Raw genomic sequence first — 26,092 nt, forward strand, 5'->3', positions numbered from 1 at the left:
CGTTCAGCCCGCCTGAAGACGCTGAATGCTGAGGTGCATCTGCAGGGTGATCCACTCAAGGAACGCCTCGCACTTCGGGCTTTCACCAAAGGGTTTGGGTGACAACAGGCAGTAGGTCGAACCGTCACGCACGAATCCGTAGGGTGCCATCAACTGGCCGGAGCGCAGTTCGTCCTCGACCATCAGCGCAGACGCCATACTCACACCCAGCCCCGATGCAGCTGTCTGCAGGCACAGGTAGAAGCGCTCATAGTCGAGCTGCGTCGAACGGGGGGCCTCCACGTCGCACAAACGCATCCAGTTATCTGATCTACCTCGGCTGGCAATCGCTCACCAGCACATCGGCGTTGCAGGTCGGCTGTTCGAGCGCTCCGTGCCCTTCGGCAGGCAAGGCGTTCGGCATGGGCTTTCTGACCAACGCCTTGAACCCCAAGACCCTGCCGTTCGTGGTCGCCACCTACAGCCAGGTCGTGCAGGCCGACAACGCGCTGGCCACCCACTTTGCCTATGGTGTGTTCATGTCGGCAGCCCATGCGGTGTGGTTCAGCCTGGTTGCCGTGTTCTTTCGACCGACGCGCTGCGCCAGCGCTTGCTGGCCAGGCAGAAGGTCATCGACAGAGTGATCGGCTCGCTGTTGATCGGCCTGGGCATCAGCCTGATCCTGCCCGGGGTAGGGCGCTGACACGGGCGGGGCTTGTCGTGGTCGGTGGTCGCGGTCGAGGAAACAGGCCACGACGTCGACAGGCCTTGCCGGGTCCGCCAGGGCGTGCTGAATGCGCTGTCAGTCGCCACGCTCGAGGCCGCAACGGCACGCCGGCCTGGCTGTGGACGCAGGCCCCGCTGCGCAAATAAATGAACTCCTTTTTACGCGGCCCTCTCCATTGTGAAACCCCATGAGACAGGCGTGCGATGCTCCCACACAGCCAGCAGGGCCAAGGCCCGATCACCTTCGTGTTGATGCACTTCCTCGGCGGCTCACACCGTACCTGGGGGCCTACGCTGCCTTTTCTCGACCGCGAGTACCGCTGCATCGCCCTCAATACACCGGGCTTCGGTGATGCTAGCGAGGTTCATGGCTACACCGTCGAAGCGATGGCCGATCAGGTCGATGAAACCCTTCGCCAGCTCAAGCTCGAACGCTGCATCCTCGTCGGCCACTCGATGACCGGCAAAGTGGCTGTGGTGCTGGCCGCGCGACGCCCTGACTACCTCGAAGGCCTGATCCTGGTCGCCCCCTCGCCACCCGGGCCGCAGCCGATGAGTGAAGAGGATCGCGACCAACAGCGTGCCTACACGGCGTCGCGTGCAGATGCCGAAGCCTTCGTCGATGAGTCGAGCTGCCACCGGCTCCCCGATGCGCTGCGCGAAGTCGCCATTGCCGATGCTCAGGCGCTCAGCCTCGATGCCTGGCGCGCCTGGGTCGACCACGGCAGCCGCGAAGACTGGCAAGACCGTATCGGCCAGTTGCCGTACCCGGCGCTGCTGATCTGCGGCGCGGACGACGCCCAGGTGCCCGCGGCGGCCGAGCAGCAACGGACCACCCTGGCGCACTTTCCCGACAGCACGCTGCTGACACTGCCCGGCGCCGGGCACCTGATGCCCCTGCAGACCCCGCAGGCGTTGGCCGAACCCATGCTCGCATTCGCTCACCGTATCGCTGTTCGTATCCCTGAAGGAGACCATTGATGGACTTAGGCTTGAAAAACCGTGTGGCATTGATCAGTGGCGCAGCAGGCGGTATCGGCCTGGCCACCGCGCGCCTGTTGGCTGAGGAGGGTGTCAGACTGGTGCTGACCGACCTCGATCAGAACGCGCTCAACGGCGCGGCCAAGGGCCTGGCGGGCGAGCCGTTGCTGATTGCTGCCGACATGACCCAGCAGGCCGAGGTCGATCAGCTGGTGCAGCAGGCTGAAACGCGTTTTGGCCAAGTGGACATCGTGATTCACACCGCCGGCGTGACCGGGGCCAAGGGCGATCCGCTGGCGTTGGCTGACGAAGACTATGAACAAGCCTGGTCTACCGATTTCTTCAGTGCCGTGCGCATTGCCCGGGCTACCGTGCCAGCGATGCGCAAGCGCGGCTGGGGCCGGCTGGTGTGCATCACGTCGGAAAACGCGGTGCAGCCTTATTGGGAAGAGGCCGTGTACAACGTGGCCAAGGCCGCGCTGGGCGCGTTCATCAAGAACCTGTCCTACAAGGAAGCGGCCTACGGCGTGTTGTGCAACACGGTGGCACCTGCTTTCATCGAAACCGGCATGACCGACGGCATGATGAAAAAACGTGCTGAAGAGGAAGGTGTCAGCTTCGAGGACGCGGTGAAGAGTTTCCTCAAGGAGGAGCGCCCCGGCATCGTGCAACAGCGTCGCGGCCAGCCCGAAGAAGTCGCGGCGGCGATTGCCTTGCTGGTGTCCGAGCGTGCGTCGTTCATCAACGGCAGCAACCTGCGCGTGGATGGCGGGTCGGTGCAGGCGGTGCAGAACTGAGGCGCGGTGCTTGAACAAGGCGCCGCGCTCGACACCTGTCGGCAAGGGCGCTGCGTCACCGCGCAGCAATAGCGCAGACGTCATGACGGCGCTTCCCACCGTGGGAAAGCGCCGTTTTTGGCTGAGTTCGCCGTGCTGGGTCGACGTCTCAAGACGCTTCGCGCAACGTCGAGGCAGGCTTGGCCAACTGCGAATTGTCCGCCACCGAAAACGCGCACCTCTGGAGCATTTTGCCCATTGCGCGCAGGTTCGAGGCATGGCCCAGCGTGCTCAGCGCAACGCGTTTGACTCCGTCATCAGCCAAGCCCCTCTTCTGCACAGCAGCAAAGTGGAGAATACTGCTGACTTCTTCTGATCAGGACACTGCCGATGAAACTCTACTTTGCTCCGTACGCCTGTTCACTCGCCTCTCACATCGCTCTGCGTGAACTGGCGCTGCCGTTTACCTTGATCCGGGTAAACAACCAGAGCAAGCGCACCGCCGATGGTCGTGACTTCTATCAGATCAACCCCAAAGGTTATGTTGCGGCGCTTGAACTGGCCGACGGTACGGTACTGACCGAAGCCCCGGCGATTTTGCAGTACCTCGCTGACCTGCGCCCCGAAACCGGTCTGGCCCCGGCCAACGGCACGTTGCAGCGTACCGAGCTGCAAGCGCAGTTGAGTTTCATCGGCAGCGAACTGCATGCTGGCATGAGCCCGCTGTTCAATGACGCCATTCCCGACCAGGTCAAAGCCGTGTTGCGCGAACGCCTGAGCCGACGCATGGCCTACATGGAGCGCGTGCTGGCCGAGAACGACTACACGTGCGGCGAGCACTTCACCGTGGCGGATGCGTACCTGTTCACGGTGCTGGGCTGGACCGACCGTTTGAGCGTCGATCTGAGCGCCTTCCCGGCGCTTGTTCAGTTCCGCCAGCGGGTTGCAGCGCGGCCATCGGTCATCGACGCCTTGCAGGCCGAAGCCGCATCGGCTCCGGTGGCCTGAATCGCCTGAATCGCCTGAATCGCCTGAATCGCCTGAATCGCCTGAATCGCAGCGCTGTCACTGAGTGGCGCGGCGCTCAGGCCTTTTTTACAGGCGCAGCAACGCTGCGCGTCGTCGGCCGGTGAACTCAGGGCCAGTCAGGCGTCGCGCGGCAATGCGCTCGAGTCGTCAATACTGCCGTGCGTGCGCACCTGCAAGCCTTCATCGGCGTGCGGAGCCTGGAAATGGCGGGTGATCAACTCGAACTCGGCCTGTGTGGCCGAAAATGCGTGCTCGCCACGGCCGTTGCGGGCCTGCAGGCGCTCCAGGCAGAGCGCGTCGTCGAGTTCGAGGTAATGCAGCAGCGCCGTAGCGCCTGCGGCAGTGGCAAGACCGCCGAGCCACTGACGGTCCTCGGGTCTGTTGGCCGGGAAGTCCAATACCACCTCCAGCCCCTTGCTCAACAGGTCGGTGACCAGTGGGCCGACCACGGCGCGAAGGCGTCTGGCGTGTTGCACGTAGTCGCTTACCGAGGTGATCTGCCCGGGATAAAGCGCCGATAGCCAGTGGTCCTCACTGAGCAGGAGGGCAGCGTGCCGGGTCGCCAGCGTTTCGCCCAAGGTGGATTTCCCGGAAGCGATCTTCCCGCAGAGCAAATGAAGGGTAGGCATGTGCAAGGTGTCCTTTGGCAGAGAGGGCGCAGAATGCCGAGCGGCCCCGCACTCGCAGGGCCGCTCCCTGCGCAGCATGCGCAATGTGCAGCCTAAAAGCGATCCAGGCGATACGCATGGGTCTGGCTGGTCCCTGCGCGTTCGGCCAACTGCCCCACCCATTCGGCCGTCAGCGCCGCTTGGGTCAGCCCCAGGTGCTGATGCCCGAACGCCAACAACACGCGGCCCTCACACACACGGTCGATCACCGGCAGCGAATCGGGCAGGGAAGGGCGCATGCCCATCCAGGGCGTCGCCCCTTCGCGGCTCAGCTCGCGTTGAAACAGCCCGTGGCTCAGGCGATGCAACTGCCAGGCGCGCGGCAGGCTGGGCGGCGCCTCCAGGCCGGCGAACTCCACCGTGCCGGCCAGGCGCAGGCCGCCGCTCATGGGGGTCATGATGAACTTGCGTTCCAGCGAGGTGACGGCGAAGGGCAAGCGCTGGCGTTCGGTCGGCAGCATCAGGTGATAACCCCGTTCGGTGTCCAGCGGTACGCGCCGGCCGGTCAGCGCGGCGGTGAGGTGCGCGGAGTGGGCGCCGCAACACAGCAGCACTTGGCGGGCGTGCAACGGGCCGACGTCGCTGGCCAGGCGCACACCGCCGCTGTGCAGCTGCCCGTCGTTCACCTGTGCCTGGACGAAACGCACGCCACTGGCCTGGGCTGCTGCGAACAGCTCGCACAGCACGCGGTAGGGGTCGATGAAGTGGCCGGTGCTGGGGAAGAACAAACCGCCCAGCAGCGCAGGATTCAATTGCGGGGCTGCCGCCTGCACGTCGCCGGCAGACCACAGCGCTACCGGCACCTCCTGCGCCTGCATGCGCACGCGCAGACCTGCCATCGCCTCTCGGGAATCCTCACGCTCGAACACCAGCAGCGAGCCGTCCTGATGGAACAGCTCACTGCGCCCGATTGACTCAAGCAGCCGCTGCCAGGCCGCCAGGCTTCCCTCATTCAGCGCGCGCAGGCCTGCAATGCTGCGCTGAAACGGCGCAGGCCGCAGGTTGAGCAGCAAGCGGGTGAACCATGGCAGGGCCTGGGGCAGGTATTTCCAGTCCAGGCGCAGTGGCCCCATCGGGTCCCGCAGCATGCGTGGCAGGCGCTTGAGGATCGACAGGTCGGCGATGGGGAACACCTGTTCGGTGGCCAAGTGCCCGGCATTGCCCCAGGACGCGCCATGCCCCGGCGCCTGGCGATCGACCAGCACCACCTGACGGCCCTGACGCGCCAGTTGCAGCGCGCAGGCCACGCCGATGATGCCGGCGCCGACCACGACGATATCGCTCGTGCGAGTCTGCTCCATGCTCAGCCTTCCCGCTTGCCGTCAAGCAGCCGCCGCAGGTGCAGCGGGTTGCCGTGCTGGAGAGCCTGGGGCAGCAGCGCATCGGGGAAGTCCTGGTAACAGACGGGCCGCAGGAAACGCAGGATCGCCGCTGTGCCCACCGAGCTGGTGCGCGCATCGGAGGTGGCCGGGAAGGGGCCGCCGTGGACCATGGCGTCACAGACTTCCACGCCGGTTGGCCAGCCGTTGACCAGGAGGCGGCCGGCTTTGCGCTCCAGCGTTGGCAGCAGTGCGCGGGCCGCCTCGATGTCGGCGTCGTCCAGCTGCAAGGTGGCGGTCAGCTGGCCCTCGAGATGCTCAGCCACTTCGCGGACCTGTGCATCGCTGGTGCAGGTGACGATCAGTGACGCGGCGCCGAACACCTCGGCTTGCAGCGCCGGATCGGTGAGAAAGGCCTGCGCGTCGGTCACGAACAACTGCGCCTGGCCTTGGTGGGCGCTTTGGGTAGCCTGGCCGCTGGCAGCCGTCGTGGCTTTGCCGTTGGCGGCCAGGGCGTCGATGCCGTCGCGATACGCGCGGGCAATGCCCGGCGTCAGCATGGTCTGCGCTGCGGCGTGTTTGAGCTGTGCGCTGGCGGCGTCGATGAAGCGTTGCAGGGCAGGGCTCTGGCGAGCGATCAGCAGACCGGGGTTGGTGCAGAACTGGCCGGCGCCTTGGGTGAGCGAGGCGACGAAACCTTGTGCCAGGGCCTCGGCGCGCGCCTCCAGGGCGTGCTCGAACAAGAACACCGGGTTGATCGAACTCATCTCGGCGTACACGGGAATCGGCTCTGGTCGAGCCTGCGCCGCTTTGCACAATGCCAGCCCGCCGCTGCGCGAACCGGTGAAACCCACGGCCTTGATGCGCGGGTCGCTGACCAGCGCAATGCCCACCTCGTTGCCCGCGCCGTACACCAGCGAGAACACACCTTCCGGCAAGCCACACTGGTCCACTGCGCTCATCACTGCGCGCCCCACCAGCTCGCTGGTGCCGGGGTGGGCGCTGTGCGCCTTGACCACCACCGGGCAGCCGGCGGCCAGTGCCGAGGCGGTATCGCCACCCGCCACCGAGAAGGCCAGGGGGAAATTGCTGGCACCGAACACCGCCACCGGCCCCAGGGCGATCTGCCGTTGGCGCAGGTCGGGGCGTGGCAGCGGTTGGCGCGCTGGCTGGGCCGGATCGACGCGCACGTCGAGCCATTCGCCGTCCCGCACCACGCGGGCAAACAGGCGCAACTGCGTGCAGGTGCGCCCGCGTTCGCCCTGAATGCGTGCTTTGGGCAGGCCGCTTTCAGCCACGGCGCGGTCGACCAGGGTGTCGCCCAGTGCTTCGATGTGCGCGGCAATCGCTTCAAGCAGCTGCGCGCGGTGTTCCAGTGTGGTGTCGCGCAGGGTATCGAATGCCGCATCGGCCAAGGCGCAGGCCTGGGCCACGTGTTCGCCGCTACCGCCGCGGTAAGCCGGCTGCAGCGCCTGGCCGGTGGCCGGGTCGATGGCGTGGATGGGGTCGCGGGTGCCGGTGACCGGGGTCTGGCCGATCAGCAGATTGCCTGTGAGGGTCATGGGGCTTCCTTGGAAAGAGGGCTGTGGCGTAATGCCAGTCAGTTAAGGATGTGGTGCAGTCTCGAGGTGGGCGCCTGGTTCTTGCTCGCCAAGCGCTCAGGGCCGGCGCGCTTATCGAGCGTAGAGGCGTTGCCTAGGCGTTTTCGCGAGCAAGCGCCAGGCCTTCCCCTCGCGCCTACAGTGAATCACTTTCGCTCGACTGCCCGGCATCGGGCTGGAGCGGGGCTGCCACGCAGCCCCGGTGCATCACGCCAGGTTCTGCTCGGCTGACCAACTGGCGTACCAGTTGCGGAACAGCGTGTACTGCTGCTCGGCATAGTTGCGCTGGGCGTCGGTCAGCGCGTCGGTGTCGTTGAAGTGCAGGGCATATTCGCGGTCGCCGTTGAGCACCATCAGGTGCTTGTAGTACAGCACCAGGTCGCAGCCTTCATCGAACGACGACAACACCCCGAGCGCTGCTTCCAGCTCGCGCGCCAGGCGGCGCGCGCGGGCATCGCCCTTGGCCGCTTGCTTGCTCAGGCTGACCAGTTGCAGCACTTCGCGCGGCAGGGCGTTGCCGATGCCGGTGATCGCGCCGGTGGCGTTGCAGTTGACGAAGCCATGCACCACCTGGGTGTCGACGCCGACCATCAGCGTCACGGCATCGTCCTGGGAGGTGATGTGTTCGGCGGCGTAGCGCAGGTCGGCGCCGCCGCCGAACTCCTTGAAACCGATCAGGTTGGGGAATTCGCGGCGCAGCTCGAAGAACAGGTCAGCGCGGGTGGCGAAGCCGTAGTAGGGGCTGTTGTAGATCACCGCCGGCAGGTTCGGGGCAGCCGCGAGGATCGCCGCGAAGTGATGCTTCTGCGCGATCAGGGATGCGCCGCGGCTGAGCACTCGCGGAATCACCATCAGGCCGGCCGCGCCGACCTTGGCGGCATGCGCGGCATGGGCAACGGCCTCACGGCTGTTCACCGCCCCTGTACCGACGACGGTCGGAATGCCGGCAGCCACCAGCCGGGCCACACCTTCCTGGCGCTCGGCTTCGCTGAGCAGCGGCCAGTCGCCCATCGAGCCGCAGTACACCACCGCGCTCATGCCGGCGTCGATCAGTTCGCGGCCCTTGCGCACCAGGGCGTCGAAGTCCGGTGTGCGATCGGCGGTGCAGGGGGTCATGAGGGCCGGCATGGTGCCGCTGAAGAGGTTGTTGTTCATTGAGGTCGCTCCTGGCGATGTGCGGTGTTCAAGGTTCGATAAGAAGGGGCTCAGATGCCCCAGGCGAAGGGGTCTTGCTCATCGATCAGCAAGGTGCTGTCGGCGGTCATGTAGGCGCGGCCGGTAATGAACGGGCGGATGTGTTCGCCGTCACGCTCGTAACGGCCCTGGAACTGGCTGCCGGTGATGCTCGCCTGCAACCAGATCTGGCCCTCGGCCAGCGTGCCGTCGGCGGCCAGGCACGCCAGCTTGGCGCTGGTGCCGGTGCCACAAGGCGAGCGGTCGTAGGCCTTGCCGGGGCACATGACGAAGTTGCGGCTGTCGGCCTCGGGGTCGTCTGCGAACAGCTCGACATGGTCGATGGGCGCGCCGTCTTCCCCGGTGACGCCTTGCGCTTGAAGGGCGTTGAGCAATGCCCAGGTGTAGTCGGTGAGGGCGTCGCGGTTGTCCAGTTCCAGGCGTTGGCCATGCTCGCTGAGCAGGAAGAACCAGTTGCCGCCCCAGGCCACGTCCCCGTGCACCACGCCGTGGCCGGGCAGGCTGACCGCAACCTGCTGGCGATAGCGGTAGGACGGTACGTTGCCGACCGTCACCTCGCCGTTTTCATGCAGCCTGGCGCTGACCTGGCCGACCGGGGTGTCGATCAGGTGCATGCCCGGCTCGATCAGGCCCAGGTGGCGCAGCGAAGCAATCAGCCCAATCGTGCCGTGGCCGCACATGTTCAGGTAACCGGCGTTGTTGAAGAAGATCACCCCGCAGGTGGCGCCGGGCGACACGGGCGGGCAGTACAGCGCGCCTACCAGCACGTCGTTGCCGCGCGGCTCCAGCAGGCAGGCGCGGCGCCAGTGGTCATGCCGCTCGCGCAGCTCGTCGCGCTGTTCGGCCAGGGTTGAGCCCAGCAGCTGCGGGAAGCCTTTGAGCACCAGGCGGGTCGGTTCGCCGCCGGTGTGGGAATCGATGATGTGAACGTGCTGCATGTGCTTCTCCATCAGCGGGTCAGTCAGGAAGCGACGGCAGTGCCGTGCTGGCCGGTGGCGGTGTCGTTGACGGCTTCGCTTTCATCCTCGCCCTCCAACTGCACCAGGTGTGCCGGTACGCCAGTGGCCGCGCCCCAGTAGTAGATGCCCAGGGCGCAGACGGCCACGGCCACGGTGTCGAGCGGATGGCCAATCACCCCCAGGCCGCCGAAGCTGCCCAGCCATGACAGCAAAATGGTCACGGCGTAGAAACCGATCAGCCAGGCCGAGGAGCGCACCTGCTGGCCCAGCGACAGGTGCTGGGTGGGTACGAAGCGGCCGCACAACAGGTACAGCACGAACATCAGGATCTGCAGGGCCAGCAGCCAGGACACGGTGCTCCAGCCCGACCAGTACACGATCAGCGCGGCGATGATGAACGACAGCGGCCCCAGCACGCCCATGCCCTTGACCCGGAACGGGCGCGGCATGTCAGGGGCGTTGCGGCGCAGCGCGGCAACGGTGACCGGGGCCACTGCGTAGCTCAGCACCAACGCGGCAGAGACCACGTTGATCAGCGCTTCCCACGACGGGAACGGCAGGGTCCAGAACACCGACAGGCCGAAGGTCAGCCACAGCGCCGGGCGCGGGATGCCGGACTGCTCGTCGATGCGCGTGAAGTAGCGGAAGAAGGTCCCGGTCTGCGCCCAGCCATAGATCACCCGAGGCGTGGCGTTCATGTAGATGTTGCCGCAGCCGCTGGGCGAGATCACCGCGTCGGCTACCACCAGGTAGGCCAACCAGCCCACGCCAAGGGCCATGGCGATGTCGCGGTAGGGCAGGGCCAGCTCCTTGGACACGGCAGCCCAGCCGTTGGTGAGCATTTCAGTCGGCACGCTGCCGAGAAACGCCAGTTGCAGCAGCGAGTAGATGGCAGTCGACAACAAGACCGAGAGAATCAGCGCGATGGGTATGGTGCGCTGTGGGTTCTTCACTTCGCTGGCCACCGAAATGATCGGCGTCAGGCCCAGGTAGGCGAAAATCACGCCACCGGCCGACACCGCCATTTCCACACCCGAGAGGCCGAACGGGGCAAAGCCCTGTACCTCGAAGTTCTCGGGCTTGAAGAAGGTGAACAGCACACCGATCACCAGCAGCGGCACGATGAACTTGAACACGCTGACCAGGTTGTTGGCCTTGGCGAAAGTTTTCACGCTGCGGTAATTGAGCACGAAGAACAGCCCGAGCAGGGCGAATTGCACCAGCCAGCCGAGCACCGTGGGGTCACTGGAGCCGGTCTTGGTCAGCCCCGGAAACCAGGCCGCTGCGTATTGGCGCGAGGCGACCACCTCGATGGCGATCAGGCTGGAAAAGGCGATCAGGGTGATGAAGCCCATCAGGTAGCCCAGCAGTGGGCCGTGGGAGTAGACCGGGTAGCGCACCACACCGCCGGCCCGCGGCAGCGCCGCGCCCAGCTCGCAGTACACGATGCCCAGGAGCAGCACGGCAAAGCCGCCGAGGAACCACGACAGGATGCCCGCAGGCCCGGCGATGGCCGACACGTGGCTGGCGGCGAACAGCCAGCCCGAGCCGAAGATGGCGCCAAGGCCGATGAAGGTGAGGTCCAGCAATGACAACTGTTTCTTGAATTTGCCTGACATGGGTTCGCCTTTTTGTTGGTTATTGGATAGGCAGGTCTGATGTCACGAGGTGTGGCGTATGGGCCGCGTTGTTGTTGGGCGTGGGCGGCGTACATGGGGCATAGCCTGAACCGATCCGGGCGACGGTTCTTGATGGTTTTCGGCAGGTGCCGTGACGAAATCGGCACAGTCGGCAGAAAGCTGTGGCGGCGACAAAGGCCACGGCGCTAGGCTCCAGGCCTCATCGCACAAGGGCTCGAGAGATGACCCACACCCCGCTGGCGCTCCTCTATCCGTGCCTGGAGCAATACCGCCCGGCCAACCTCGAAGCGTTGCTCGCCGGGGTCTCGCTGCTGCTGCCGATCCTCGACGCCATCCCCAATGCCGCGATCTTCATCAAGGATTCAGCGGCGCGCTATGTGCTGGCCAACACCACGCTGGTGCAGCGTTGCGGGCTCAAGCGCCTGCAACCGTTGCTCGGCAAGACCAGCGCCGAGGTGTTTCCGGCACAACTGGGCCCCGGCTATACCGAGCAGGACCGGCGTGTGCTCAAGGAAGGGCTGGTGCTGGAAGATCAACTGGAACTGCACCTGTACGGCAGCCGCGAACCCGGCTGGTGCCTGACCCACAAGCGCCCGCTGTACAACCAGAGCGGGGACATCATCGGCCTGGTGGGCATCTCGGTCGACCTGCAGGGCGCCGCCCACACCCACCCGGCGTACCAGCGCCTGGCGGCGGTGGACGAGCACATCCGCCTGCATTTTCACCAGCCCATCAGTATGGGCGAGCTGACCCGCATCGCCGGCATTTCGGTGGCCCAGCTGGAGCGCTACTGCAAGCGTGTCTTCCACCTCACGCCGCGGCAGATGATTCACAAGGCGCGGCTGGAGCAGGCCCACCGGCTGCTGCATTCGGACGTGCCGATCACCGAGGTGGCGCTGCGCTGCGGGTACACCGATCACAGTGCGTTCAGCCGGCAGTTCAAGCAGTTGACGGGGTTTACGCCGCGCCAATATCGCAAGGCGACGGCAAGCTGATCTGTTCGACGATCAGCGTTCAGCAGCAAGGTGCCCCCTCTGCCATGTGACCCACCCTCCATACGGGCGTCTCCATGAATCAGCGCCGCGCATGGTGGCGCGAGTGCTCCTGCCTGATCGGGCAGGTTGAGCCAACCTTGCGTGATTCGATAGGAAGAAATGGCAATGACTGCCCCAAGAAAGATGTTCACGGCGCTGGGCTTGAGTCTGCTGATCCTCAGCTTTGGCTGCCTGGTCGCAGGTACGGGAGGATTGAGGCTCTACGGTTATCCCATTGCGGGCATGGTGGCGATGACCGCGTCTGCCACGGTGGTGCTCTACCTGCTGATCGAGATGAGAGCGTCGAGGATTGCCAAAGGTTTGACCATCATCGGTTTTGGGGCGTTCGTACCGGTGTGGAGCACAGTGGTGTTCCACGATGCGGGTCTGGGCGAGGTGGCAAGCGCTACCTTGGAGGTGCTGAGCGTCATGTTCAACCTTTCGGCCGCTGGGGCGGGCGGCAGCATCATTGCCGCGTACGGGGATCGCTTTTCCACCGACAATGACGTTGCCACTGCGTCGTTGCAGATCACGTCGGATACGCGGCGCATCCTCGAGCTGGAACGGGCCAGCCGTGATCAGGCGTCATGGACAAAGTGCCTCTGCCTGCTGATGGTCGTGCTGACCGTTGTGGTCTGTGTGAGCCTTGTCTATCGCTAGGTTCTGTACGAAAAGCCTCGAGACGAAGGCCAGGCAAGGCGAAAACGGCCGAGGAAGCGGAGTGTACTGGAGTACATGAGCATTCCGAGGGCGTTTTCAACGCAGCATGGGCGAGTATCGAGGTTTTTCGTACAGAACCTAGCAGACTTTCGTCACCCACTAGTGCGGCCCGGCGTGTTGACTGTTTGCTGGCCCTGCGAGGGCTCGCCCTTCAGCGCGACCCGTTGAATCAGTGCCGCCCCCTCATTGCGCACATTCCCCACCGCGCTACCCACAGGGTGCCAGGTGAAGTCCGTCGCTCGCCGGCACCCCTCGCGCACGATCATTTCTGCCCGGTGCGCGGGGGTGGCCGGGTCCAGCCACTCGCGCGCCAGGGTCGGCGTGAGCACCAGCGGCTTGCGGTCGTGCACATCGAGCAGCCCTTCGTCTGCCGCACCGGTGAGGATCACGAAGCCATCCCGCTTGCGCTGCTCAGGGTCGTTCGAGACCTGCGCCAACGCGGCAAAGAACAGCGGCTCATCGTTGGCCGCACGAATGTAGTACGCCTGCTTGCCCTTGCCTCCAGCCGGGTCGGCGACCCACTCGAACCAGCCATTGGCTGGCGCCAGAACGCGGCCGTGGGGCCACAATGACTTGAAGAAGCGCCCGCTGAGCACCGTTTCGCCACGCGCGTTGATCGGCACCGGGCCCTTGCCATTGGCCCAGTGCGGCGCCCAGCCCCAGGTCACCCGGTCGATGCTCAGTCCGCCCTGCACGGGCCGGATCAGTTCGACCCGGCTGCGCGGTGCGACGTTGTAGCGGTTGATGCGCTCGTCGTCATAGCCATTGATCACCACCTTGTCCAGGGCCAGCTGGCGCAGGTAGAAGTCCATGCTTTCGTAAAGTGAGTAGCGGCCACACATGCGTCACCTCGTGCGTTGGTCGGCTGGGCGCTGCGGCAGATTGACGGCGCGGCCACGTTCGACGTTAACTGTATACATATACAGTTTCCGCTGGAATTCGCGTCATGACCATCATCTTTCTCGGCCCACCGACGGGCGGGCCCCTGCGCATGCCCGTGTATGCCTTCCATATCCCGGCCGGCTTTCCGTCGCCTGCCGCCGACCACATGGAACGGCCCATCTCGCTCGACGAGCTGTTCAGCTTGCGGGCGCCGCACGTGTACCTGGTCAAGGTCGAGGGCGACAGCATGTGCGGCGCCGGTATCTACTCCGGCGACTTGCTGATCGTCGACCGCGACCGTGAAGCCGAGCACGGCGATATCGTGATCGCCGCCATCAACTGCGAGCCGGTGTGCAAGCGCCTGCACCGGCGCGGCAGCGAGCTGAGCCTGCTCTCGGAAAACCCGGCGTTTGCCCCGCGCACGGTGGGCGAGGGCGATGACCTGGTGATCTGGGGGGTTGTGCGCTACAGCGTGCGTGACCACAGCGGGTGAGCGGTGTGCGCGGCAGCGGCAGGCGCCGATCTCTGTGGTGCTCAGGTCATTGCCAAGCTACGCCTGAGCCGAACAATCTCCTCGGTGCCTGCGCTTGATCTACCGGGCATGGCGCTTGGCCCCGGCCACACACATGACCGCGCCCAGCGTCACCAGCAGCATCATCCCGCTGACCTGCTCGTGCAACAGCAGTGCGGCCAGCCCAAGCCCCATGAAGGGCTGAAGCAGTTGCAGTTGGCCCACCGCCGCAATGCCGCCCTGCACGAGCCCGCGGTACCAGAACACGAACCCGAGCAACATGCTGAACAGCGACACGTAGCCAAGGCTGAGCCACGCGGGGGCGCTGACCTTGGCGAGGGTGTCGAGCGCAGGGAAAGACGTGATGGTCAGCGGCAGCATGAGCGGCAATGCCACCACCAACGCCCAACTGATGACCTGCCAACCGCCCAAGGTCCGCGACAGACGCGCGCCCTCCGCATACCCCAATCCACACACAACCACCGCAGCCATCATCAGCAGATCGCCCAGCGCCGAGGCCTCTCCCGCGTTCATCAATGCATAGCCGACGACCAGCCCGGCACCGATCGACGAGAACAGCCAGAACAGTGGCCGAGGTCGCTCGCCGCCCCGCATCACGGCAAAGCCTGCGGTGCACAGGGGCAGCAACCCGACAAACACGATCGAATGCGCAGAGGTGACATGTTGCAGGGCCAGGGCGGTCAGTAACGGAAAACCGATGACAACCCCCACTGCAGTGATTGCCAGTGACGACAGGTCAGTGCGGCTGGGCCGAGGCTGGCGCAACACGAGCAGAAAGAGCGCGCCCAGCAAGGCGGCAATCGTTGCGCGGGCGCAGGTCAGAAAGGTGGGTTCGAACGCCGTTACGGCGACCCGCGTTGCGGGTAGCGAGCCCGCAAAGATAGCGACACCCACGAAGCCGTTCACCCAGCCACGGGTCGTTTTTTCCATCGGTGATTCCTCGAGAAGTGGGGGCGAGTAGATCACTGACGGGTGCATGCGGGCCATGTACAATCCCGCACAATTCAACCGAACTGTTATGCCTTTAAACTCAATACAGTCGAGGGTGCGATGACCCGCAACGCCACGCGAACTCACGCCGTGATGAGCGAAATCCAGGCCCGGATAGCGTCTCGAACCTACACACCAGGTGCGAGAATTCCGTCGGTCAGGGCCATGGCCACGGCCATGCAGGTCTCGGTTTCAACGGTACTGGAAGCCTATGAGCGGTTGGTGGCCGAGGGCACGCTCAGCTCGCGGCCTGGCGCCGGCTTCTACGTGGCAGGGCCGGTGGCGCCGTTGGTGTTGACCGAGCTTGAGCCCAGGCTCGACCGCAACGTCGACCCCCTGTGGATCTCGCGCTTGTCGTTGCAAGCGCCTGGCGACGTGTTGAAACCCGGCTGCGGCTGGCTACCTGCAGCCTGGATGTACGAAGCTGGCATGCGTAAGGCACTGCGAATCGTTGCGCGCGCCGAAACACCGACCCTGACTGAATATGCCTCACCCCTTGGCCATCCGCTGCTCAGGCAGTTCTTGTCGCGACGACTGGCCGGCATCGGCATCCAGGCGTCAGCCGAACAGGTGATGCTCACTGAATCCGGCACCCATGCCATCGACCTGATCTGCCGTTTCCTGCTGCAACCGGGAGACACCGTTCTCGTCGATGACCCGTGTTATTTCAACTTCCATGCACTGCTCAAGGCGCATCGGGTGACTGTCGTCGGCGTCCCTTACACGCGCACAGGCCCGGACACCGAGGCATTCGGTGCGGCGCTACGCGAACACGCTCCTCGGCTCTATATAACCAACGCCGGCATCCATAACCCCACCGGCGCAACGCTGTCGCCCATGACCGCGCACACGCTGCTGAAGCTCGCCGACACCTCCAACCTGATCATCGTCGAAGACGACATCTTCGCGGATTTCGAAAACACCCCTGCGCCACGCCTGTCTGCGTTCGATGGCCTTGCGCGGGTGATTCAGATAGGCAGCTTTTCCAAAACCATTTCCGCGTCGATTCGATGCGGTTACATCGCCGCACGAAGTGAGTGGATCGAGGGCCTGGTTGATCTGAAGATCGCCACGACGTTCGGGGGAGGACGCCTGGCGGCGGACATCATCTATCACGCGATGACGGGCGGCGGGTATCGAAAGCACATGGAAAATGTCCGCCTCAAGTTGGCTGACGCCATGCAGAAAACGCTTCCCAAGCTTGAGGCCCTGGGTATCGAACCCTGGATCACGCCGCAGGCAGGCATGTACGTGTGGTGCAAGCTTGCGCAGGGCCAGGATGCCGCCGCGCTCGCCAAGGCCTGTCTGAGTGAAGGCGTGGTGCTCGCACCTGGCAATGCATTCAGCCAGTCCATGACGGCGGGCGATTTCCTGCGATTCAACGTGGCTCAGTCGAGTGATGCGAGGATCTTCGAGGTATTGAAACGGGCGTTGAACGCCTAGCTGCGGGGCGCATCGATCGTTCGCTGGACGTTGCGCCGAGGCTGCGCGAGTCGCCCGCTGATTGCATGGGCTACCCACGCGTTGGTCGGCAATTTTCCCAGACAGCGTTGACGCGACCGGACCCTTACTTTTAACTGTATGCCCATACAGTCATCAGGAGGCCTTTCCATGCATCGCACCCACCGCCATACCCCCGCCACCACAGCCACCGCTCGCCAGCCTGAACGCGCACCCCGTCATGAGCCGTGACCGCGTTTTTGCCCTGATCGACTGCAATGCGTTCTACGCCAGTTGCGAACGGGTGTTCCGGCCAGACCTCGCCAACACGCCCATCGTGGTGCTGAGCAACAACGATGGCTGCATCATTGCCCGCTCCTACGACGCCAAGCCGTTCGTGAAAATGGGCGAGCCGTATTTCAAGGCGCGTGAGCGTTTGCAGCGCCATGGGATCGTCGCGTTCTCGTCCAATTACGCGCTGTACGGCGACATGAGCGAGCGGGTAATGGCCTTGATCGAGGCCATGGTACCGGCCTGCGAGGTGTACTCGATCGACGAGTGCTTCGCTGACCTCACTGGCGTACCGGGTGACCTGACCACGCTAGGCATGGCCATCCGCGACAAAGTGCTGCGCTGCACCGGCATCCCGGTCGGGGTCGGCATCGGCAGCACCAAGACCCTCGCCAAACTGGCCAACTACACCGCCAAGCAATGGCAGGCGCGCACGGGCGGGGTGCTGGATTTTGCCGATCCGGTCAAGCGCGAATGGACCTTGCGCAATACCGATGTGGCACACGTCTGGGGCATCGGCAAACGCATGACTGCACACTTGCAGGCGCTGGGCATCGTTACCGCAAAAGACCTGTCCATCGCCGACCCGCGCCTGTTGCGCCAGCAGTTCAGCGTGGTGGTGGAGAAGACCGCGCGCGAGCTGGGCGGGCTGTCCTGCCTGGACCTCGATGACGCCAGCGCGCCGAAGCAGGAAATCTGCTGCAGTCGCATGTTCGGCATGCGCCTGGAGCAGCTCGCGCCCATCCGCGAAGCCGTCGCCAGCTACACCGGGCGCGCGGCGCAAAAGTTGCGCGCCCAGGGCTCCTGGTGCAAGCGCCTGCGGGTGAGCATCCGCACGGGCATCTTCAACCCCAACGAGCGGCACCACGCGCAAGCCGCACTGGTCGAGCTGCCGTACCCCACCAATGACACGCTGCTGCTCACACGTGCTGCCACCGAGGCGCTGGCCCGGTTGTATCGCCCCGGCTATCGCTACAGCAAGGCCGAGGTGCTGCTGCTGGATCTGTGCCCGGCGGGGCAGTTCAGCGACGATCTGTTCGCGCCGTCGCAGTCGGCCAGGAGCAACCAGCTGATGGCCGTGCTCGATCAGGTGAATGCGCGCTATGGCCGCGAGGTCCTGCGCAGTGGCGGCGTGCCGCACGTGGCGGATTGGGCGATGCGCCGCGAGCTGATGAGTGCGGCGTATACGACGCGGATGGATCAGTTGTGGCGGGTAGGTGAGCGGTAGCGCTGGGCGCTGGGTGGCGGCGCCAGGACGACGGCCATGCAGGTGGCTCGGTTGGAAGAATAATGCAGATAAAGGTATTTCGACTGTTTCGAATATTGCTGTTTCGTTTGTTTCGGATAACAATCGGTGAATCTGCGTATCAATGCCCAACCTATTCATCAGCCCGTGGAGGCTATCCATGAACATCATCGATTCAAAAAGAACGCATCTTCCTGACGAAAGAGCCATTGCTGCGGCAATTGAGTCCAGTCGCCAGATCGCAGCATTCCTGTCCACAGAGTCGGAAACCCAGCGTATCGAGCTGGTCGACGACGTTCAGCAGCGGCAGATCGTCGAGTTGCCGACATTCGCCCTGCGTCTGCTGGGCGACATACTGAGCGAACTGGCGTTGGGCAATACCGTGAAAGTGGTGCCTATCCATGCAGAGTTGACAACTCAGGAGGGGGCAGACCTTCTCAATGTCTCGCGTCCTCATCTGGTCAAGTTGCTGGACGAGGGGCTCATTGCCCACACCAAAACGGGCAGCCATCGGCGTATCAAGTTCACCGACCTCATGGCCTACAAAAACGACCGCGACAGCACCAGTCAGGCTGCGATGGCCGCGTTGGCGGCTCAGGCTCAGGCGTTGGGAATGGGGTACTGATGCGGCATTCCCCGTTTACGGTCATTTATGACGCCTGCGTGCTTTATCCAGCCCCTCTGCGTGATTTGTTGATGCATCTGGCGTTGACCGGCGCGTACCGCGCGCGTTGGTCGGTGCAGATTCATGCTGAGTGGACCCGGAACGTATTGAAGAACCGACCTGATGTAGGCGCAGGACAACTTGAGCGCACTGTCGCCTTCATGAATCAAGCCATCCCTGACTCGTTGGTCTGTGAGTACGAGCCACTGGTGCAGGGCTTGGAACTTCCAGATGAGGACGATAGGCATGTCCTCGCAGCTGCCATCAAGTGTGGGGCTTCGGTAATCGTTACCTACAACCTCAAAGATTTTCCGGCGGACATCTTGAAGGGCTTCGAGGTGGAAGCGCTACACCCGGATGTTTTTCTGTCCGATATCTGGGATCTTGATCAAGCTGCGGTGCTTGAGGCGGTTCGAAGGCAGCGCGCAGCGTTGAAGCATCCAACGTATTGCGCACGGGAGTTGCTGGATACGCTGCTCAAGCAGCGGCTACCTGAAATCGTCAAACGGATTTCCGAGTATGAGCTTCTGATCTGAACGTCGGAGTATCGATGCGTCGCGAGCTGATGAGCGAGGCGTATACCACGCGTATGGATCAGTTGTGGCGGTAGGTGAGCGGTAGCGCTGGGCGATGCCGCGCCATCTGTTTTGTTTCGGAGCGATGAATCTGGGTAGTTGGAACGTAATGCCGTAAACAGGGAACTCGAATAAATCTTGTGGCCTTAACCTTGTTCGCGTCATATACATTTATTCCAGTAAACCATATAGGCGAATGCGACTGCTGAGCAGAAAGTATAAGGAGTTAAAAGCAAGATATCTGAGTAATGGATTTCGAACAGGCCCCTGACAGGCCATGCCAGCACGGCTAGCCAGATGAAAAGCGCAGTGCCCACAATAAGCAGGCTGCCCTTGAAGGAAGCGGCAGGGTGCAGTCTTCTTGAAAGCATCGCCACAGGGACGCCTACGACCAAAGAGCCTACGAGAGTACCCGTAACGCTGACTGAAGTGACAAGTATATAGCTGAAGAGGAATGATGTGATATCGCGTTCGATCGAGTCTATTTTTCCCCAATAGAGATAAATCAAAATTAACAGTGAGCCAATTGCGCTGCTAAAAATTGTTGATATCACGACCGCTTTGGTCCAGCTGTCGTCAATGATCTTGGCCATGGGTTCAGCTGTCCTGAGCAGCGATCTGTCATGCGACATGACTGCGTGTTTCTTCAATGTGGGTTCACGTGCAAGCAGGATTTTTGCACGACAGCCCTCGCAACACCATGCGAGCCAGCTGTTGATAAGTTGACGGTCGCTGCCAAGCGCTGGCGCTGAGAGGGCTGACCAGGCATCTATCGGCCCGGTTGCCATTGCCGGTAGCGCGGCAGGCCCTGACCCTCAAGCCACGGCACATCGTGCTCGGTCCAGATGTGGCTGTCGGGTGTGGCGGCGGGTGCATCGTCCAGCGTGGCGACACGCACGATCAACAGGTCGACACCCACGCGCTCGGCGACCAGGTGCGAACCGCACTGGCCGCAGAAATGCCGCAGCTTGCCGGGCGAGGACTCGTAGGCGCGCAAGGCTGTGTGTCCATGGCGCCATCGAAAGTGCGCTCTTCGCACGCCTGCCGTGGAGACGTAGGCCGCCGCGTGGGTCTTGCGGCACGTTGTGCAGTGGCAGTGCACGATGGGCGAGTCGAGGTGGTCGATTTCATAGCCCGTGGCGCCGCATGCGCAGCTTCCTTTCATGACGTCTCCTAAGCGTGGCGAATCTGTGGTGGATGCAGGGGGCGGACGACCGTACCGATAACGACCGTGTGCTGATGCAGCGGTCTGAACAGGCGTCTAGCGCAACACGTACGGGCATCATCCTCGGCCACCGGTCTTTTTCCAAACGCCGCACAGTGTGTGGGCGGCGCCACTGGATCGATGCGCAGCGGGAACGGCTGCCGCGTGCACCCGGTCAAACCAGGCTGCCGGGGACGCATTGCTGATCCATGCCTGCCCCCGATCCCGTCCTTCGCCTTGGAGAACCGCATGAGCACCTCGCACAGCGACGACAAACGCCCCACCCCCGACCTTGCCGAAGACAACGCCTTCTTCCCCTCGCCGTACTCCCTCAGCCAGTTCACTTCAGCCAAATCCGACCTCGGCGGCGCCGACTATCCGTCGCCCTATACCGGCGGCCGCTGGAAGGTGCTGATGATCGGCGCCGACGAGCGCTACTTGCTGACAGACAACGGCACGATGTTCTCCACCGGTAACCACCCCGTGGAAACGCTGCTGCCGATGTATCACTTGGACAAGGCCGGATTCGCCATCGACGTGGCGACGGTGTCTGGCAATCCGGTGAAGTTCGAGTTCTGGGCAATGCCCGGCGAAGACGCCGAGGTGAAGGGTTTCTATGCCAAATACCGCGACCAGTTCAAGCAGCCGCTGAAACTCAGCGAGGTGCTGGAACAGGCGCTGGGCGACGGCTCCGACTACCTCGGCGTGTTCATTCCCGGGGGCCATGGTGCGCTGATCGGCTTGCCAGACAGTACCGAGGTCAAGGGCGTGCTGGACTGGGCCGTGGCGCACGACAAGTTCGTCATTTCCCTGTGCCATGGGCCCGCGGCGTTGCTGGCGGCAGGGCTGGGCAAGGACCGCGACAGCTTCCCGTTCAAAGGTTACAAGCTGTGCGCCTTCCCAGACACGATGGATGCGCAGACGCCGGACATCGGCTACATGCCTGGGCACCTGACCTGGAAGTTTGGCGAGCGCTTGCAGGCCTTGGGCATGGAGATCGTGAACAAGGACATTTCCGGGGCGACGCTACAGGATCGCAAGTTGCTGTCGGGTGACAGTCCGTTGGCCGGGAATAACCTGGGCAAGTTGGCGGCCAAGGTGTTGCTGGAGGCGGTCAAGGGCGACTGAGATGCCCGCCAGTGGTGCGCGGGCCGTCTGGGTTCGCCGCGTGTTGCGGCTTAGGCGTGCGCCGGTCGCCTGAGCCGTGTGTATGCGCTGCGGATGCGCACCATGACCAGCGCTTGGTCAGGCAGGCCATCGGCCGGCGCTTTACGCGCTAGGCCTTGAGTCGCGCCTGCACAGCATCGTCGAAGAGGATGTAAAGCGCCTCGACCTGCGGGCCGCGAATTTTCTTCGCGGCCTCCATGGCCTGCACGAACTCGATCTGGATTTGCGCCTCTTGAGCAACCTCGTTGGCGTCTGCAGCATCGTCCAGTGCGCGCATCAGTCGCTCGATGGGTAGGCGCAGGTCCTTGGCGATACGTAAGGTGTCCAACTGTTCGGTAAGGCTCATAGGTGTTCCCAGTAAGTGAAGTCTTCAGGTGAGCGGTGTCACGCGTCGGGGTAGGTCCGCTCGGACAACGCGATGCCGCCGAGGCAGTCTACGTTGCCCCGAGGGGGGTAGATAGCCGTGCGCGGCAGCCAGACGCCCGCCTTTGATCCGCACGTTCAGCGATGACGTCACGTCGATGTCATGCCGTGCTTCGCGTCGCAATCGGTCCAGCGGTCGGGCAAAAGCCTGCTCATCCCGCTCAATCCAGCAAACTCAGCGCCCGCGCGCGGTGCATGGCCTGTATCCGACTGGTCACTTGCAATTTTGCATACAGATTCTTCAAGTGCCACTTTACCGTCTCGCTGGAAATATCCAGGCTGCGGGCAATCTCCTTGTTCGACTGCCCGCGCGCCACCAGGTGCAATGTCTGGCGTTCCCGTTCGCTGAGGCTCAGCGCCACGCTAGGCTCGCCACCCGGACCGGTGCGCAGCACGTGCTGCGTGTAGGGCTGGAGTGAAGGTTTGAGCGCGGCGCAGGCCTCCAGCAACGGCGTCAGGCAAGGCCCTGCATCCAGCAGGGTCTGCTGCAAGCCTTGCCCCTGACCCACCTCCAACACCGGCACCATGACCTCTGCCGCATGCCGGGTGTGCCCGGCGTTCCATAAGGTGCAGGCCCAGTGCGCACGGGCGCGCAGGCCTTCGAGTGGCTGGCCGTCACGCTCGTCATCGGCCACCTGCATGGCCCACAGCTGAGCGGCCTCCAGGTAGTCTGCGCTCCCCGCCAGCAGCCAGGCCTGGCTGCTGCGTAGACACCGTTCAAGCACGCGGCACAGGTGCGGATCGGCCTGGTGTTCAGCGCGCAATCGCGCCAACTGCTGACACCACTGCCGCGCGGTGCCGAGCGCGTTCGCCAACACCTGCACACGCACCTGCTCAGCCAGTAGCAGCCCTTGCAGGCGCGGCCAGCGGCGCGAAGTGGCCAGTTGCTGGGCATGTTCCAGCCAGCGCATGGCCTGGCTGGGATCACCGGCCTGCACGGCGCTGCGGGCGAGGGCGCGGTAGGCGCTGAACAGCGCGTCCAGCGGCGCGATGGCATCGATCTGCGGCAGGCGTGGTTGCAGCTCGCGGGTCAGGGCTGGCCAGTCGCCGCGCTCGTACCAGAGCTCGGCCAGCAGGGCGGTGAGGGTGGCACTGCCACTGGACTGCGCGCCGGTCAGCTGTTCGGCATGGGCCAGGGCCTGACGATAGTGGTGTTCGCCGCCGGCCAGATCTGCCTGGCGCACCTGGCTCAGGCCCAGGATGAACGCCCGATAGACGCTCACGAACAGGTTCTCGGCCGGGGTGCTCGGGCAGGGCATGTGGCGCTGCACGGCTTGCGCATCGAGGTAGCGCCCGCGCACCAGATAGCCGTAGCTGAGGATGTTGCACACCAGCCCATCGACCCAACGGTCGCCGCAGGGAATCTGCGCCAGCAGCGGCTCGACCTGGGCCAGGCCGTGATTGATGTGTTCAGCGAACGATTCGTTGATGGCGCAGATCACTTGGCGCTTGATCAGCAGGCGCGGGCTCACGCCGGGTTGTGCCAGCAACAGGTGCAGGTCGACGAGCAACTGGCGCGACTCGGCAAAGCGAAAGCGATGGGCCAGGGCCCAGCTCAGGTTCAGTTGCAGGTCGATGCGTTGCTCGTCCAGTGGCAACTGGGCGCTGGCCGGCAAGTTGTGCAGCCAGCGCACCAGGGTGTCGACATCGCCTTCTTCAGCCAGGGACTGCGCGCCTTTGTCGGCACACGCGGTGCTATTGGCCAATTGCCCGGCGGCCAGGGCATGGCGGATGGCCTCGGCCCAGTGCTGGTGGGCGGCCAGCCAGTTGCTGGCGCGTTGATGCAGCGATGCGACATCGACATCGCTGGCGTGCAGCCGTTGTTGCAAGGTTTCGGCGAACAGCGCGTGGTAGCGCAACCACTGGCCCTGAGCATCGAGGCAGGAAATGAACAGGTTGTGCCGCTCGATGAAGGCCAGCATGCGCTCGCCGTCCTCGCGTCCGGTCACGGCGTTGCACAACGCGGCGGTGAAGCGGTTGAGCACCGAGGTTTGCACCAGAAAGCGCTGCACCTCGGCCGGCAGTGGCGCCAGCACCACATCCTGCAGGTAGCTGCCGATCACCCGCGAGCCGCGCTCCAGGTGCGCCCAGCGGCCGGTCGGATCGGCCGCGACGGGCGTCGACAAACACGCCATCTGCATGCCGGTGATCCAACCTTCGGTCAGGCGCAGCAGGTGTTGCAGCTCGGCGGCGTCCAGGTGCAGCTCGGTGGCGCGGGCAAAGTAGCCCTCGGCCTCATCGAGGGTGAAACGCAGTTGGTTGGCGTCGATCTCCACCAGCTGCTGGCGGGCGCGCAGACGGCTCAGGGGCAAGTGCGTGGCGGTGCGACTGCCGATGGCCAGGCGCAGGCAGGCGGGGGCATGCAACACCAGGTCGAGCAGGTCGTGCTCGATCAGCGCATGGCTGACCAGGTGCGCGTCGTCCAGCACCAGGTACAGCGGCGCCTGGCGCGAATCGAGCTGGTTGATCAGGCTGCGGATAAAGCCGGCGGCGCCGATTGACAAGGGCTCACACGCCTCGTTCAGGCTCGGCTCGACGCTGCCCAGCGCCGCCAGCAGGTAGCGGCGAAAGTAGTCCGGGCTGTCGTCCTGCTCGTCCAGGCTCAACCAGGCCACAGCGTGGCCTTGATCGAGCAGGCGCTGGCGCCACTGGCTGAGCAGGGTGGTCTTGCCGAATCCGGCACCGCCGCACACCAGCGCCACGGTGCGCGTGTGCAGCCCATCGAGGGCGTCGAGCAGGCGGGTGCGCAGCAGTTGCGTGCCGGCTGCGCGCGGCGGGCCGAGCTTGGTACCGATCAGCGGCAGGCCGTGGCCCAGGCTATAGGCGCCGTGGCCATAGGCCGCAGCAGCGGGAGGTATCAGGTGATCCATGGACGGTCATCCTGGTGCGGTCGAGTGGCGATCATTGTTGTTGTAGACACGCGTTTGGCAAGGGTAATCCGCGTGGGGGGGCTTTGCCGCCCCCCCATCCGGGTGGTTATGGCCGCGGGCAGAGTTTCCTACCGTAGCGCCACGCTGTCGTCGGTCGCCTGACTCAGGTCAGCGATCCCTTCCTACAACAACACAGATGAGGGCGAAGCATGTCACTCAGCAAGGCACAACTGCTCCAGGCCTATCGCAAGATGCGGGAAATCCGCGTGTTCGAGGAGCGCTTGCACCAGGAAAACACCACCGGGGACATCCCCGGTTTCATCCACCTGTACAGCGGCGAGGAAGCCATCGCCGTCGGCGTGTGCGAAAACCTCACCGACGCCGACTACATCGGCTCTACCCACCGCGGCCACGGCCACTGCATCGCCAAGGGCTGCGACTTGCACGGCATGATGGCGGAAATCTTCGGCAAGGCCTCCGGCCTGTGCCGCGGCAAGGGCGGCTCGATGCACATCGCCGACCTCAGCAAAGGCATGCTCGGCGCCAACGCGATTGTCGGTGGCGCCCCGCCCCTGGCCATCGGCGCAGCGCTGACGGCGAAAACCCTCGGTACGCGCAACGTGGCGGTGTCGTTCACTGGCGACGGCGGCTCCAACCAGGGCCTGGTGTTCGAGGCCATGAACATGGCCGTGGTGCTCAAGCTGCCTGCGGTGTTCGTGTTCGAGAACAACGGCTTCGGCGAAGCCACCGGGCATGACTACGCGGTCGGCGGCCGCGACATCGCTGGCCGCGCAGCGGGCTTCGGGATGCCGGCGGTGAAGGTCGATGGCACGGACTTCTTCGCCGTGTACGAGGCGGTGGCGGTCGCCGTCGAGCGCGCCCGCAACGGCGAGGGGCCAAGCGCCATCGAGGCCGTGGCCCATCGCTGGCATGGCCATTTTGAAGGCGACCCGATGCTCTACCGCGCTGACGGTGAGGTGGAACGCCTGCGCAAGGAGCATGACCCGTTGCAGATCTTCATCGAGCGTGTCGCCGGCCAGCTCAGTGCAGAGGCGTTGCAGGCCATCGACGATGAGGTGCAGGCCCAGGTCGATGATGCCGTGAGCAAGGCCCGCGCCGCCGAGTACCCCTCGGTAGACCAACTGCTGACAGACGTCTACGTCGCCTACTGAGGAGCTGCAC

At 64.3% G+C, this 26,092-nt stretch carries 28 protein-coding genes; 15 read left to right on the forward strand and 13 right to left on the reverse strand.

All coding sequences use genetic code 11. The features are described from left to right. Positions 1-3: 3 nt before the first annotated feature. Entirely contained in the window at positions 4-297 is a 294-nt protein-coding gene (locus SJI00_RS03485; protein WP_416220985.1) for a LysR substrate-binding domain-containing protein, read from the reverse strand. On the opposite strand from SJI00_RS03485, the gene SJI00_RS03490 reads away from it, so the two are divergent. From SJI00_RS03490 to gstA, 5 genes are all read left to right on the forward strand, one after another. Beyond that, a complete protein-coding gene (locus SJI00_RS03490; protein ID WP_322460338.1) occupies positions 216-623 on the forward strand; it encodes a LysE family translocator in 408 nt (135 codons plus the stop codon). The genes SJI00_RS03485 and SJI00_RS03490 overlap by 82 nt on opposite strands. Before the next feature lie 286 nt (positions 624-909). Continuing rightward, on the forward strand, positions 910-1,686 hold the full coding sequence (locus SJI00_RS03495) for an alpha/beta fold hydrolase (RefSeq protein ID WP_322460339.1): 777 nt from the start codon (positions 910-912) through the stop codon (positions 1,684-1,686). After that, positions 1,686-2,483, forward strand: coding sequence for an SDR family NAD(P)-dependent oxidoreductase (locus tag SJI00_RS03500; RefSeq protein ID WP_322460340.1), 798 nt, complete (start codon positions 1,686-1,688; stop codon positions 2,481-2,483). The genes SJI00_RS03495 and SJI00_RS03500 overlap by 1 nt, the downstream gene beginning before the upstream one ends. Before the next feature lie 10 nt (positions 2,484-2,493). Continuing rightward, entirely contained in the window at positions 2,494-2,838 is a 345-nt protein-coding gene (locus SJI00_RS03505; protein ID WP_322460341.1) for a hypothetical protein, read from the forward strand. A gap of 14 nt (positions 2,839-2,852) precedes the next feature. Then, on the forward strand, positions 2,853-3,470 hold the full coding sequence (gene gstA / locus SJI00_RS03510) for a glutathione transferase GstA (protein WP_322460342.1): 618 nt from the start codon (positions 2,853-2,855) through the stop codon (positions 3,468-3,470). 137 nt (positions 3,471-3,607) lie between these two features. Here gstA and SJI00_RS03515 read toward each other — a convergent pair whose 3' ends face one another. The 6 genes from SJI00_RS03515 to SJI00_RS03540 form a co-directional block, all read right to left on the reverse strand. Then, complete coding sequence (locus tag SJI00_RS03515; protein WP_322460343.1) at positions 3,608-4,120, reverse strand: P-loop nucleotide/nucleoside kinase family protein; 513 nt, start codon at positions 4,118-4,120, stop codon at positions 3,608-3,610. A gap of 92 nt (positions 4,121-4,212) precedes the next feature. Next, positions 4,213-5,460: an NAD(P)/FAD-dependent oxidoreductase gene (locus SJI00_RS03520; protein ID WP_322460344.1), complete on the reverse strand. Its 1,248-nt coding sequence runs from the start codon at positions 5,458-5,460 to the stop codon at positions 4,213-4,215. Positions 5,461-5,462: 2 nt separating this feature from the next. Continuing rightward, positions 5,463-7,040, reverse strand: a complete 1,578-nt coding sequence (locus SJI00_RS03525; protein WP_322460345.1) for an aldehyde dehydrogenase (NADP(+)) — start codon at positions 7,038-7,040, stop codon at positions 5,463-5,465. 246 nt (positions 7,041-7,286) lie between these two features. Beyond that, positions 7,287-8,234: a dihydrodipicolinate synthase family protein gene (locus SJI00_RS03530; RefSeq protein ID WP_322460346.1), complete on the reverse strand. Its 948-nt coding sequence runs from the start codon at positions 8,232-8,234 to the stop codon at positions 7,287-7,289. A 50-nt stretch (positions 8,235-8,284) separates the two neighbouring features. Continuing rightward, on the reverse strand, positions 8,285-9,211 hold the full coding sequence (locus tag SJI00_RS03535) for a 4-hydroxyproline epimerase (protein ID WP_322460347.1): 927 nt from the start codon (positions 9,209-9,211) through the stop codon (positions 8,285-8,287). Positions 9,212-9,234: 23 nt separating this feature from the next. Continuing rightward, entirely contained in the window at positions 9,235-10,851 is a 1,617-nt protein-coding gene (locus tag SJI00_RS03540) for an APC family permease (protein WP_322460348.1), read from the reverse strand. A 242-nt stretch (positions 10,852-11,093) separates the two neighbouring features. Here SJI00_RS03540 and SJI00_RS03545 point away from each other — a divergent pair, with 242 nt between their 5' ends. Next, the gene (locus SJI00_RS03545) at positions 11,094-11,867 is read left to right on the forward strand and encodes an AraC family transcriptional regulator (RefSeq protein ID WP_322460349.1); all 774 of its coding nucleotides are present in this window, start codon (positions 11,094-11,096) and stop codon (positions 11,865-11,867) included. Between the two features lie 165 nt (positions 11,868-12,032). Further along, entirely contained in the window at positions 12,033-12,566 is a 534-nt protein-coding gene (locus SJI00_RS03550) for a hypothetical protein (protein ID WP_322460350.1), read from the forward strand. Between the two features lie 152 nt (positions 12,567-12,718). On the opposite strand, the gene SJI00_RS03555 is transcribed toward SJI00_RS03550, so the two are convergent. Further along, complete coding sequence (locus tag SJI00_RS03555; protein WP_322460351.1) at positions 12,719-13,468, reverse strand: SOS response-associated peptidase family protein; 750 nt, start codon at positions 13,466-13,468, stop codon at positions 12,719-12,721. Positions 13,469-13,572: 104 nt separating this feature from the next. On the opposite strand from SJI00_RS03555, the gene SJI00_RS03560 reads away from it, so the two are divergent. Beyond that, complete coding sequence (locus SJI00_RS03560; protein WP_322460352.1) at positions 13,573-14,001, forward strand: LexA family protein; 429 nt, start codon at positions 13,573-13,575, stop codon at positions 13,999-14,001. A 99-nt stretch (positions 14,002-14,100) separates the two neighbouring features. Here the strand turns inward: SJI00_RS03560 and SJI00_RS03565 are convergent, their stop codons facing one another. Beyond that, the gene (locus SJI00_RS03565; protein ID WP_322460353.1) at positions 14,101-14,970 is read right to left on the reverse strand and encodes a DMT family transporter; all 870 of its coding nucleotides are present in this window, start codon (positions 14,968-14,970) and stop codon (positions 14,101-14,103) included. A 120-nt stretch (positions 14,971-15,090) separates the two neighbouring features. Here SJI00_RS03565 and SJI00_RS03570 point away from each other — a divergent pair, with 120 nt between their 5' ends. From SJI00_RS03570 to SJI00_RS22510, 5 genes are all read left to right on the forward strand, one after another. Beyond that, positions 15,091-16,473 (forward strand): aminotransferase-like domain-containing protein, encoded by a 1,383-nt coding sequence (locus SJI00_RS03570; RefSeq protein WP_322460354.1) that lies wholly within the window; start codon positions 15,091-15,093, stop codon positions 16,471-16,473. A gap of 238 nt (positions 16,474-16,711) precedes the next feature. After that, positions 16,712-17,989, forward strand: a complete 1,278-nt coding sequence (umuC, locus tag SJI00_RS03575; RefSeq protein ID WP_322460355.1) for a translesion error-prone DNA polymerase V subunit UmuC — start codon at positions 16,712-16,714, stop codon at positions 17,987-17,989. A 178-nt stretch (positions 17,990-18,167) separates the two neighbouring features. After that, complete coding sequence (locus SJI00_RS03580) at positions 18,168-18,632, forward strand: helix-turn-helix domain-containing protein (RefSeq protein ID WP_322460356.1); 465 nt, start codon at positions 18,168-18,170, stop codon at positions 18,630-18,632. After that, a complete protein-coding gene (locus SJI00_RS03585) occupies positions 18,632-19,207 on the forward strand; it encodes a PIN domain-containing protein (protein ID WP_322460357.1) in 576 nt (191 codons plus the stop codon). Before SJI00_RS03580 ends, SJI00_RS03585 begins: the two co-directional genes overlap by 1 nt. Next, positions 19,204-19,281 carry a DUF4113 domain-containing protein gene (locus SJI00_RS22510; RefSeq protein WP_416220993.1) on the forward strand — a complete coding sequence of 26 codons (78 nt, stop codon included), beginning with the start codon at positions 19,204-19,206 and terminating at the stop codon, positions 19,279-19,281. The genes SJI00_RS03585 and SJI00_RS22510 overlap by 4 nt, the downstream gene beginning before the upstream one ends. 126 nt (positions 19,282-19,407) lie before the next feature. Here the strand turns inward: SJI00_RS22510 and SJI00_RS03590 are convergent, their stop codons facing one another. Together SJI00_RS03590 and SJI00_RS03595 are read right to left on the reverse strand one after the other, a co-directional pair. Further along, on the reverse strand, positions 19,408-19,839 hold the full coding sequence (locus SJI00_RS03590) for a hypothetical protein (RefSeq protein ID WP_322460358.1): 432 nt from the start codon (positions 19,837-19,839) through the stop codon (positions 19,408-19,410). Between the two features lie 176 nt (positions 19,840-20,015). Further along, positions 20,016-20,411, reverse strand: coding sequence for a GFA family protein (locus SJI00_RS03595; protein WP_322460359.1), 396 nt, complete (start codon positions 20,409-20,411; stop codon positions 20,016-20,018). Positions 20,412-20,699: 288 nt separating this feature from the next. Between SJI00_RS03595 and hchA the strand changes: the two genes are divergently transcribed. Then, positions 20,700-21,578 (forward strand): glyoxalase III HchA, encoded by an 879-nt coding sequence (gene hchA, locus SJI00_RS03600; protein WP_322460360.1) that lies wholly within the window; start codon positions 20,700-20,702, stop codon positions 21,576-21,578. Positions 21,579-21,726: 148 nt separating this feature from the next. On the opposite strand, the gene SJI00_RS03605 is transcribed toward hchA, so the two are convergent. Next, positions 21,727-21,963, reverse strand: coding sequence for a hypothetical protein (locus tag SJI00_RS03605; protein WP_322460361.1), 237 nt, complete (start codon positions 21,961-21,963; stop codon positions 21,727-21,729). Positions 21,964-22,201: 238 nt separating this feature from the next. Next, on the reverse strand, positions 22,202-24,910 hold the full coding sequence (locus SJI00_RS03610) for a winged helix-turn-helix domain-containing protein (protein WP_322460362.1): 2,709 nt from the start codon (positions 24,908-24,910) through the stop codon (positions 22,202-22,204). Positions 24,911-25,119: 209 nt separating this feature from the next. On the opposite strand from SJI00_RS03610, the gene SJI00_RS03615 reads away from it, so the two are divergent. Continuing rightward, positions 25,120-26,082, forward strand: a complete 963-nt coding sequence (locus SJI00_RS03615; RefSeq protein ID WP_322460363.1) for a thiamine pyrophosphate-dependent dehydrogenase E1 component subunit alpha — start codon at positions 25,120-25,122, stop codon at positions 26,080-26,082. Positions 26,083-26,092: the final 10 nt, after the last annotated feature.

Origin of the sequence: Pseudomonas gebzensis (genome assembly GCF_034427815.1) — a bacterium.
In the GTDB taxonomy this organism is placed as follows: Bacteria; Pseudomonadota; Gammaproteobacteria; order Pseudomonadales; family Pseudomonadaceae; genus Aquipseudomonas.

Coding starts and splice junctions, on each gene's coding strand:
- SJI00_RS03490 (WP_322460338.1), top strand. CDS start 216: ATGCAGCTGTCTGCAGGCACAGGTAGAAGCGCTCATAGTCGAGCTGCG.
- SJI00_RS03485 (WP_416220985.1), bottom strand. CDS start 297: ATGCGTTTGTGCGACGTGGAGGCCCCCCGTTCGACGCAGCTCGACTAT.
- SJI00_RS03495 (WP_322460339.1), top strand. CDS start 910: ATGCTCCCACACAGCCAGCAGGGCCAAGGCCCGATCACCTTCGTGTTG.
- SJI00_RS03500 (WP_322460340.1), top strand. CDS start 1,686: ATGGACTTAGGCTTGAAAAACCGTGTGGCATTGATCAGTGGCGCAGCA.
- gstA (WP_322460342.1), top strand. CDS start 2,853: ATGAAACTCTACTTTGCTCCGTACGCCTGTTCACTCGCCTCTCACATC.
- SJI00_RS03515 (WP_322460343.1), bottom strand. CDS start 4,120: ATGCCTACCCTTCATTTGCTCTGCGGGAAGATCGCTTCCGGGAAATCC.
- SJI00_RS03520 (WP_322460344.1), bottom strand. CDS start 5,460: ATGGAGCAGACTCGCACGAGCGATATCGTCGTGGTCGGCGCCGGCATC.
- SJI00_RS03525 (WP_322460345.1), bottom strand. CDS start 7,040: ATGACCCTCACAGGCAATCTGCTGATCGGCCAGACCCCGGTCACCGGC.
- SJI00_RS03530 (WP_322460346.1), bottom strand. CDS start 8,234: ATGAACAACAACCTCTTCAGCGGCACCATGCCGGCCCTCATGACCCCC.
- SJI00_RS03535 (WP_322460347.1), bottom strand. CDS start 9,211: ATGCAGCACGTTCACATCATCGATTCCCACACCGGCGGCGAACCGACC.
- SJI00_RS03540 (WP_322460348.1), bottom strand. CDS start 10,851: ATGTCAGGCAAATTCAAGAAACAGTTGTCATTGCTGGACCTCACCTTC.
- SJI00_RS03545 (WP_322460349.1), top strand. CDS start 11,094: ATGACCCACACCCCGCTGGCGCTCCTCTATCCGTGCCTGGAGCAATAC.
- SJI00_RS03550 (WP_322460350.1), top strand. CDS start 12,033: ATGACTGCCCCAAGAAAGATGTTCACGGCGCTGGGCTTGAGTCTGCTG.
- SJI00_RS03555 (WP_322460351.1), bottom strand. CDS start 13,468: ATGTGTGGCCGCTACTCACTTTACGAAAGCATGGACTTCTACCTGCGC.
- SJI00_RS03560 (WP_322460352.1), top strand. CDS start 13,573: ATGACCATCATCTTTCTCGGCCCACCGACGGGCGGGCCCCTGCGCATG.
- SJI00_RS03565 (WP_322460353.1), bottom strand. CDS start 14,970: ATGGAAAAAACGACCCGTGGCTGGGTGAACGGCTTCGTGGGTGTCGCT.
- SJI00_RS03570 (WP_322460354.1), top strand. CDS start 15,091: ATGACCCGCAACGCCACGCGAACTCACGCCGTGATGAGCGAAATCCAG.
- umuC (WP_322460355.1), top strand. CDS start 16,712: ATGAGCCGTGACCGCGTTTTTGCCCTGATCGACTGCAATGCGTTCTAC.
- SJI00_RS03580 (WP_322460356.1), top strand. CDS start 18,168: ATGAACATCATCGATTCAAAAAGAACGCATCTTCCTGACGAAAGAGCC.
- SJI00_RS03585 (WP_322460357.1), top strand. CDS start 18,632: ATGCGGCATTCCCCGTTTACGGTCATTTATGACGCCTGCGTGCTTTAT.
- SJI00_RS03590 (WP_322460358.1), bottom strand. CDS start 19,839: ATGGCCAAGATCATTGACGACAGCTGGACCAAAGCGGTCGTGATATCA.
- SJI00_RS03595 (WP_322460359.1), bottom strand. CDS start 20,411: ATGAAAGGAAGCTGCGCATGCGGCGCCACGGGCTATGAAATCGACCAC.
- hchA (WP_322460360.1), top strand. CDS start 20,700: ATGAGCACCTCGCACAGCGACGACAAACGCCCCACCCCCGACCTTGCC.
- SJI00_RS03605 (WP_322460361.1), bottom strand. CDS start 21,963: ATGAGCCTTACCGAACAGTTGGACACCTTACGTATCGCCAAGGACCTG.
- SJI00_RS03610 (WP_322460362.1), bottom strand. CDS start 24,910: ATGGATCACCTGATACCTCCCGCTGCTGCGGCCTATGGCCACGGCGCC.
- SJI00_RS03615 (WP_322460363.1), top strand. CDS start 25,120: ATGTCACTCAGCAAGGCACAACTGCTCCAGGCCTATCGCAAGATGCGG.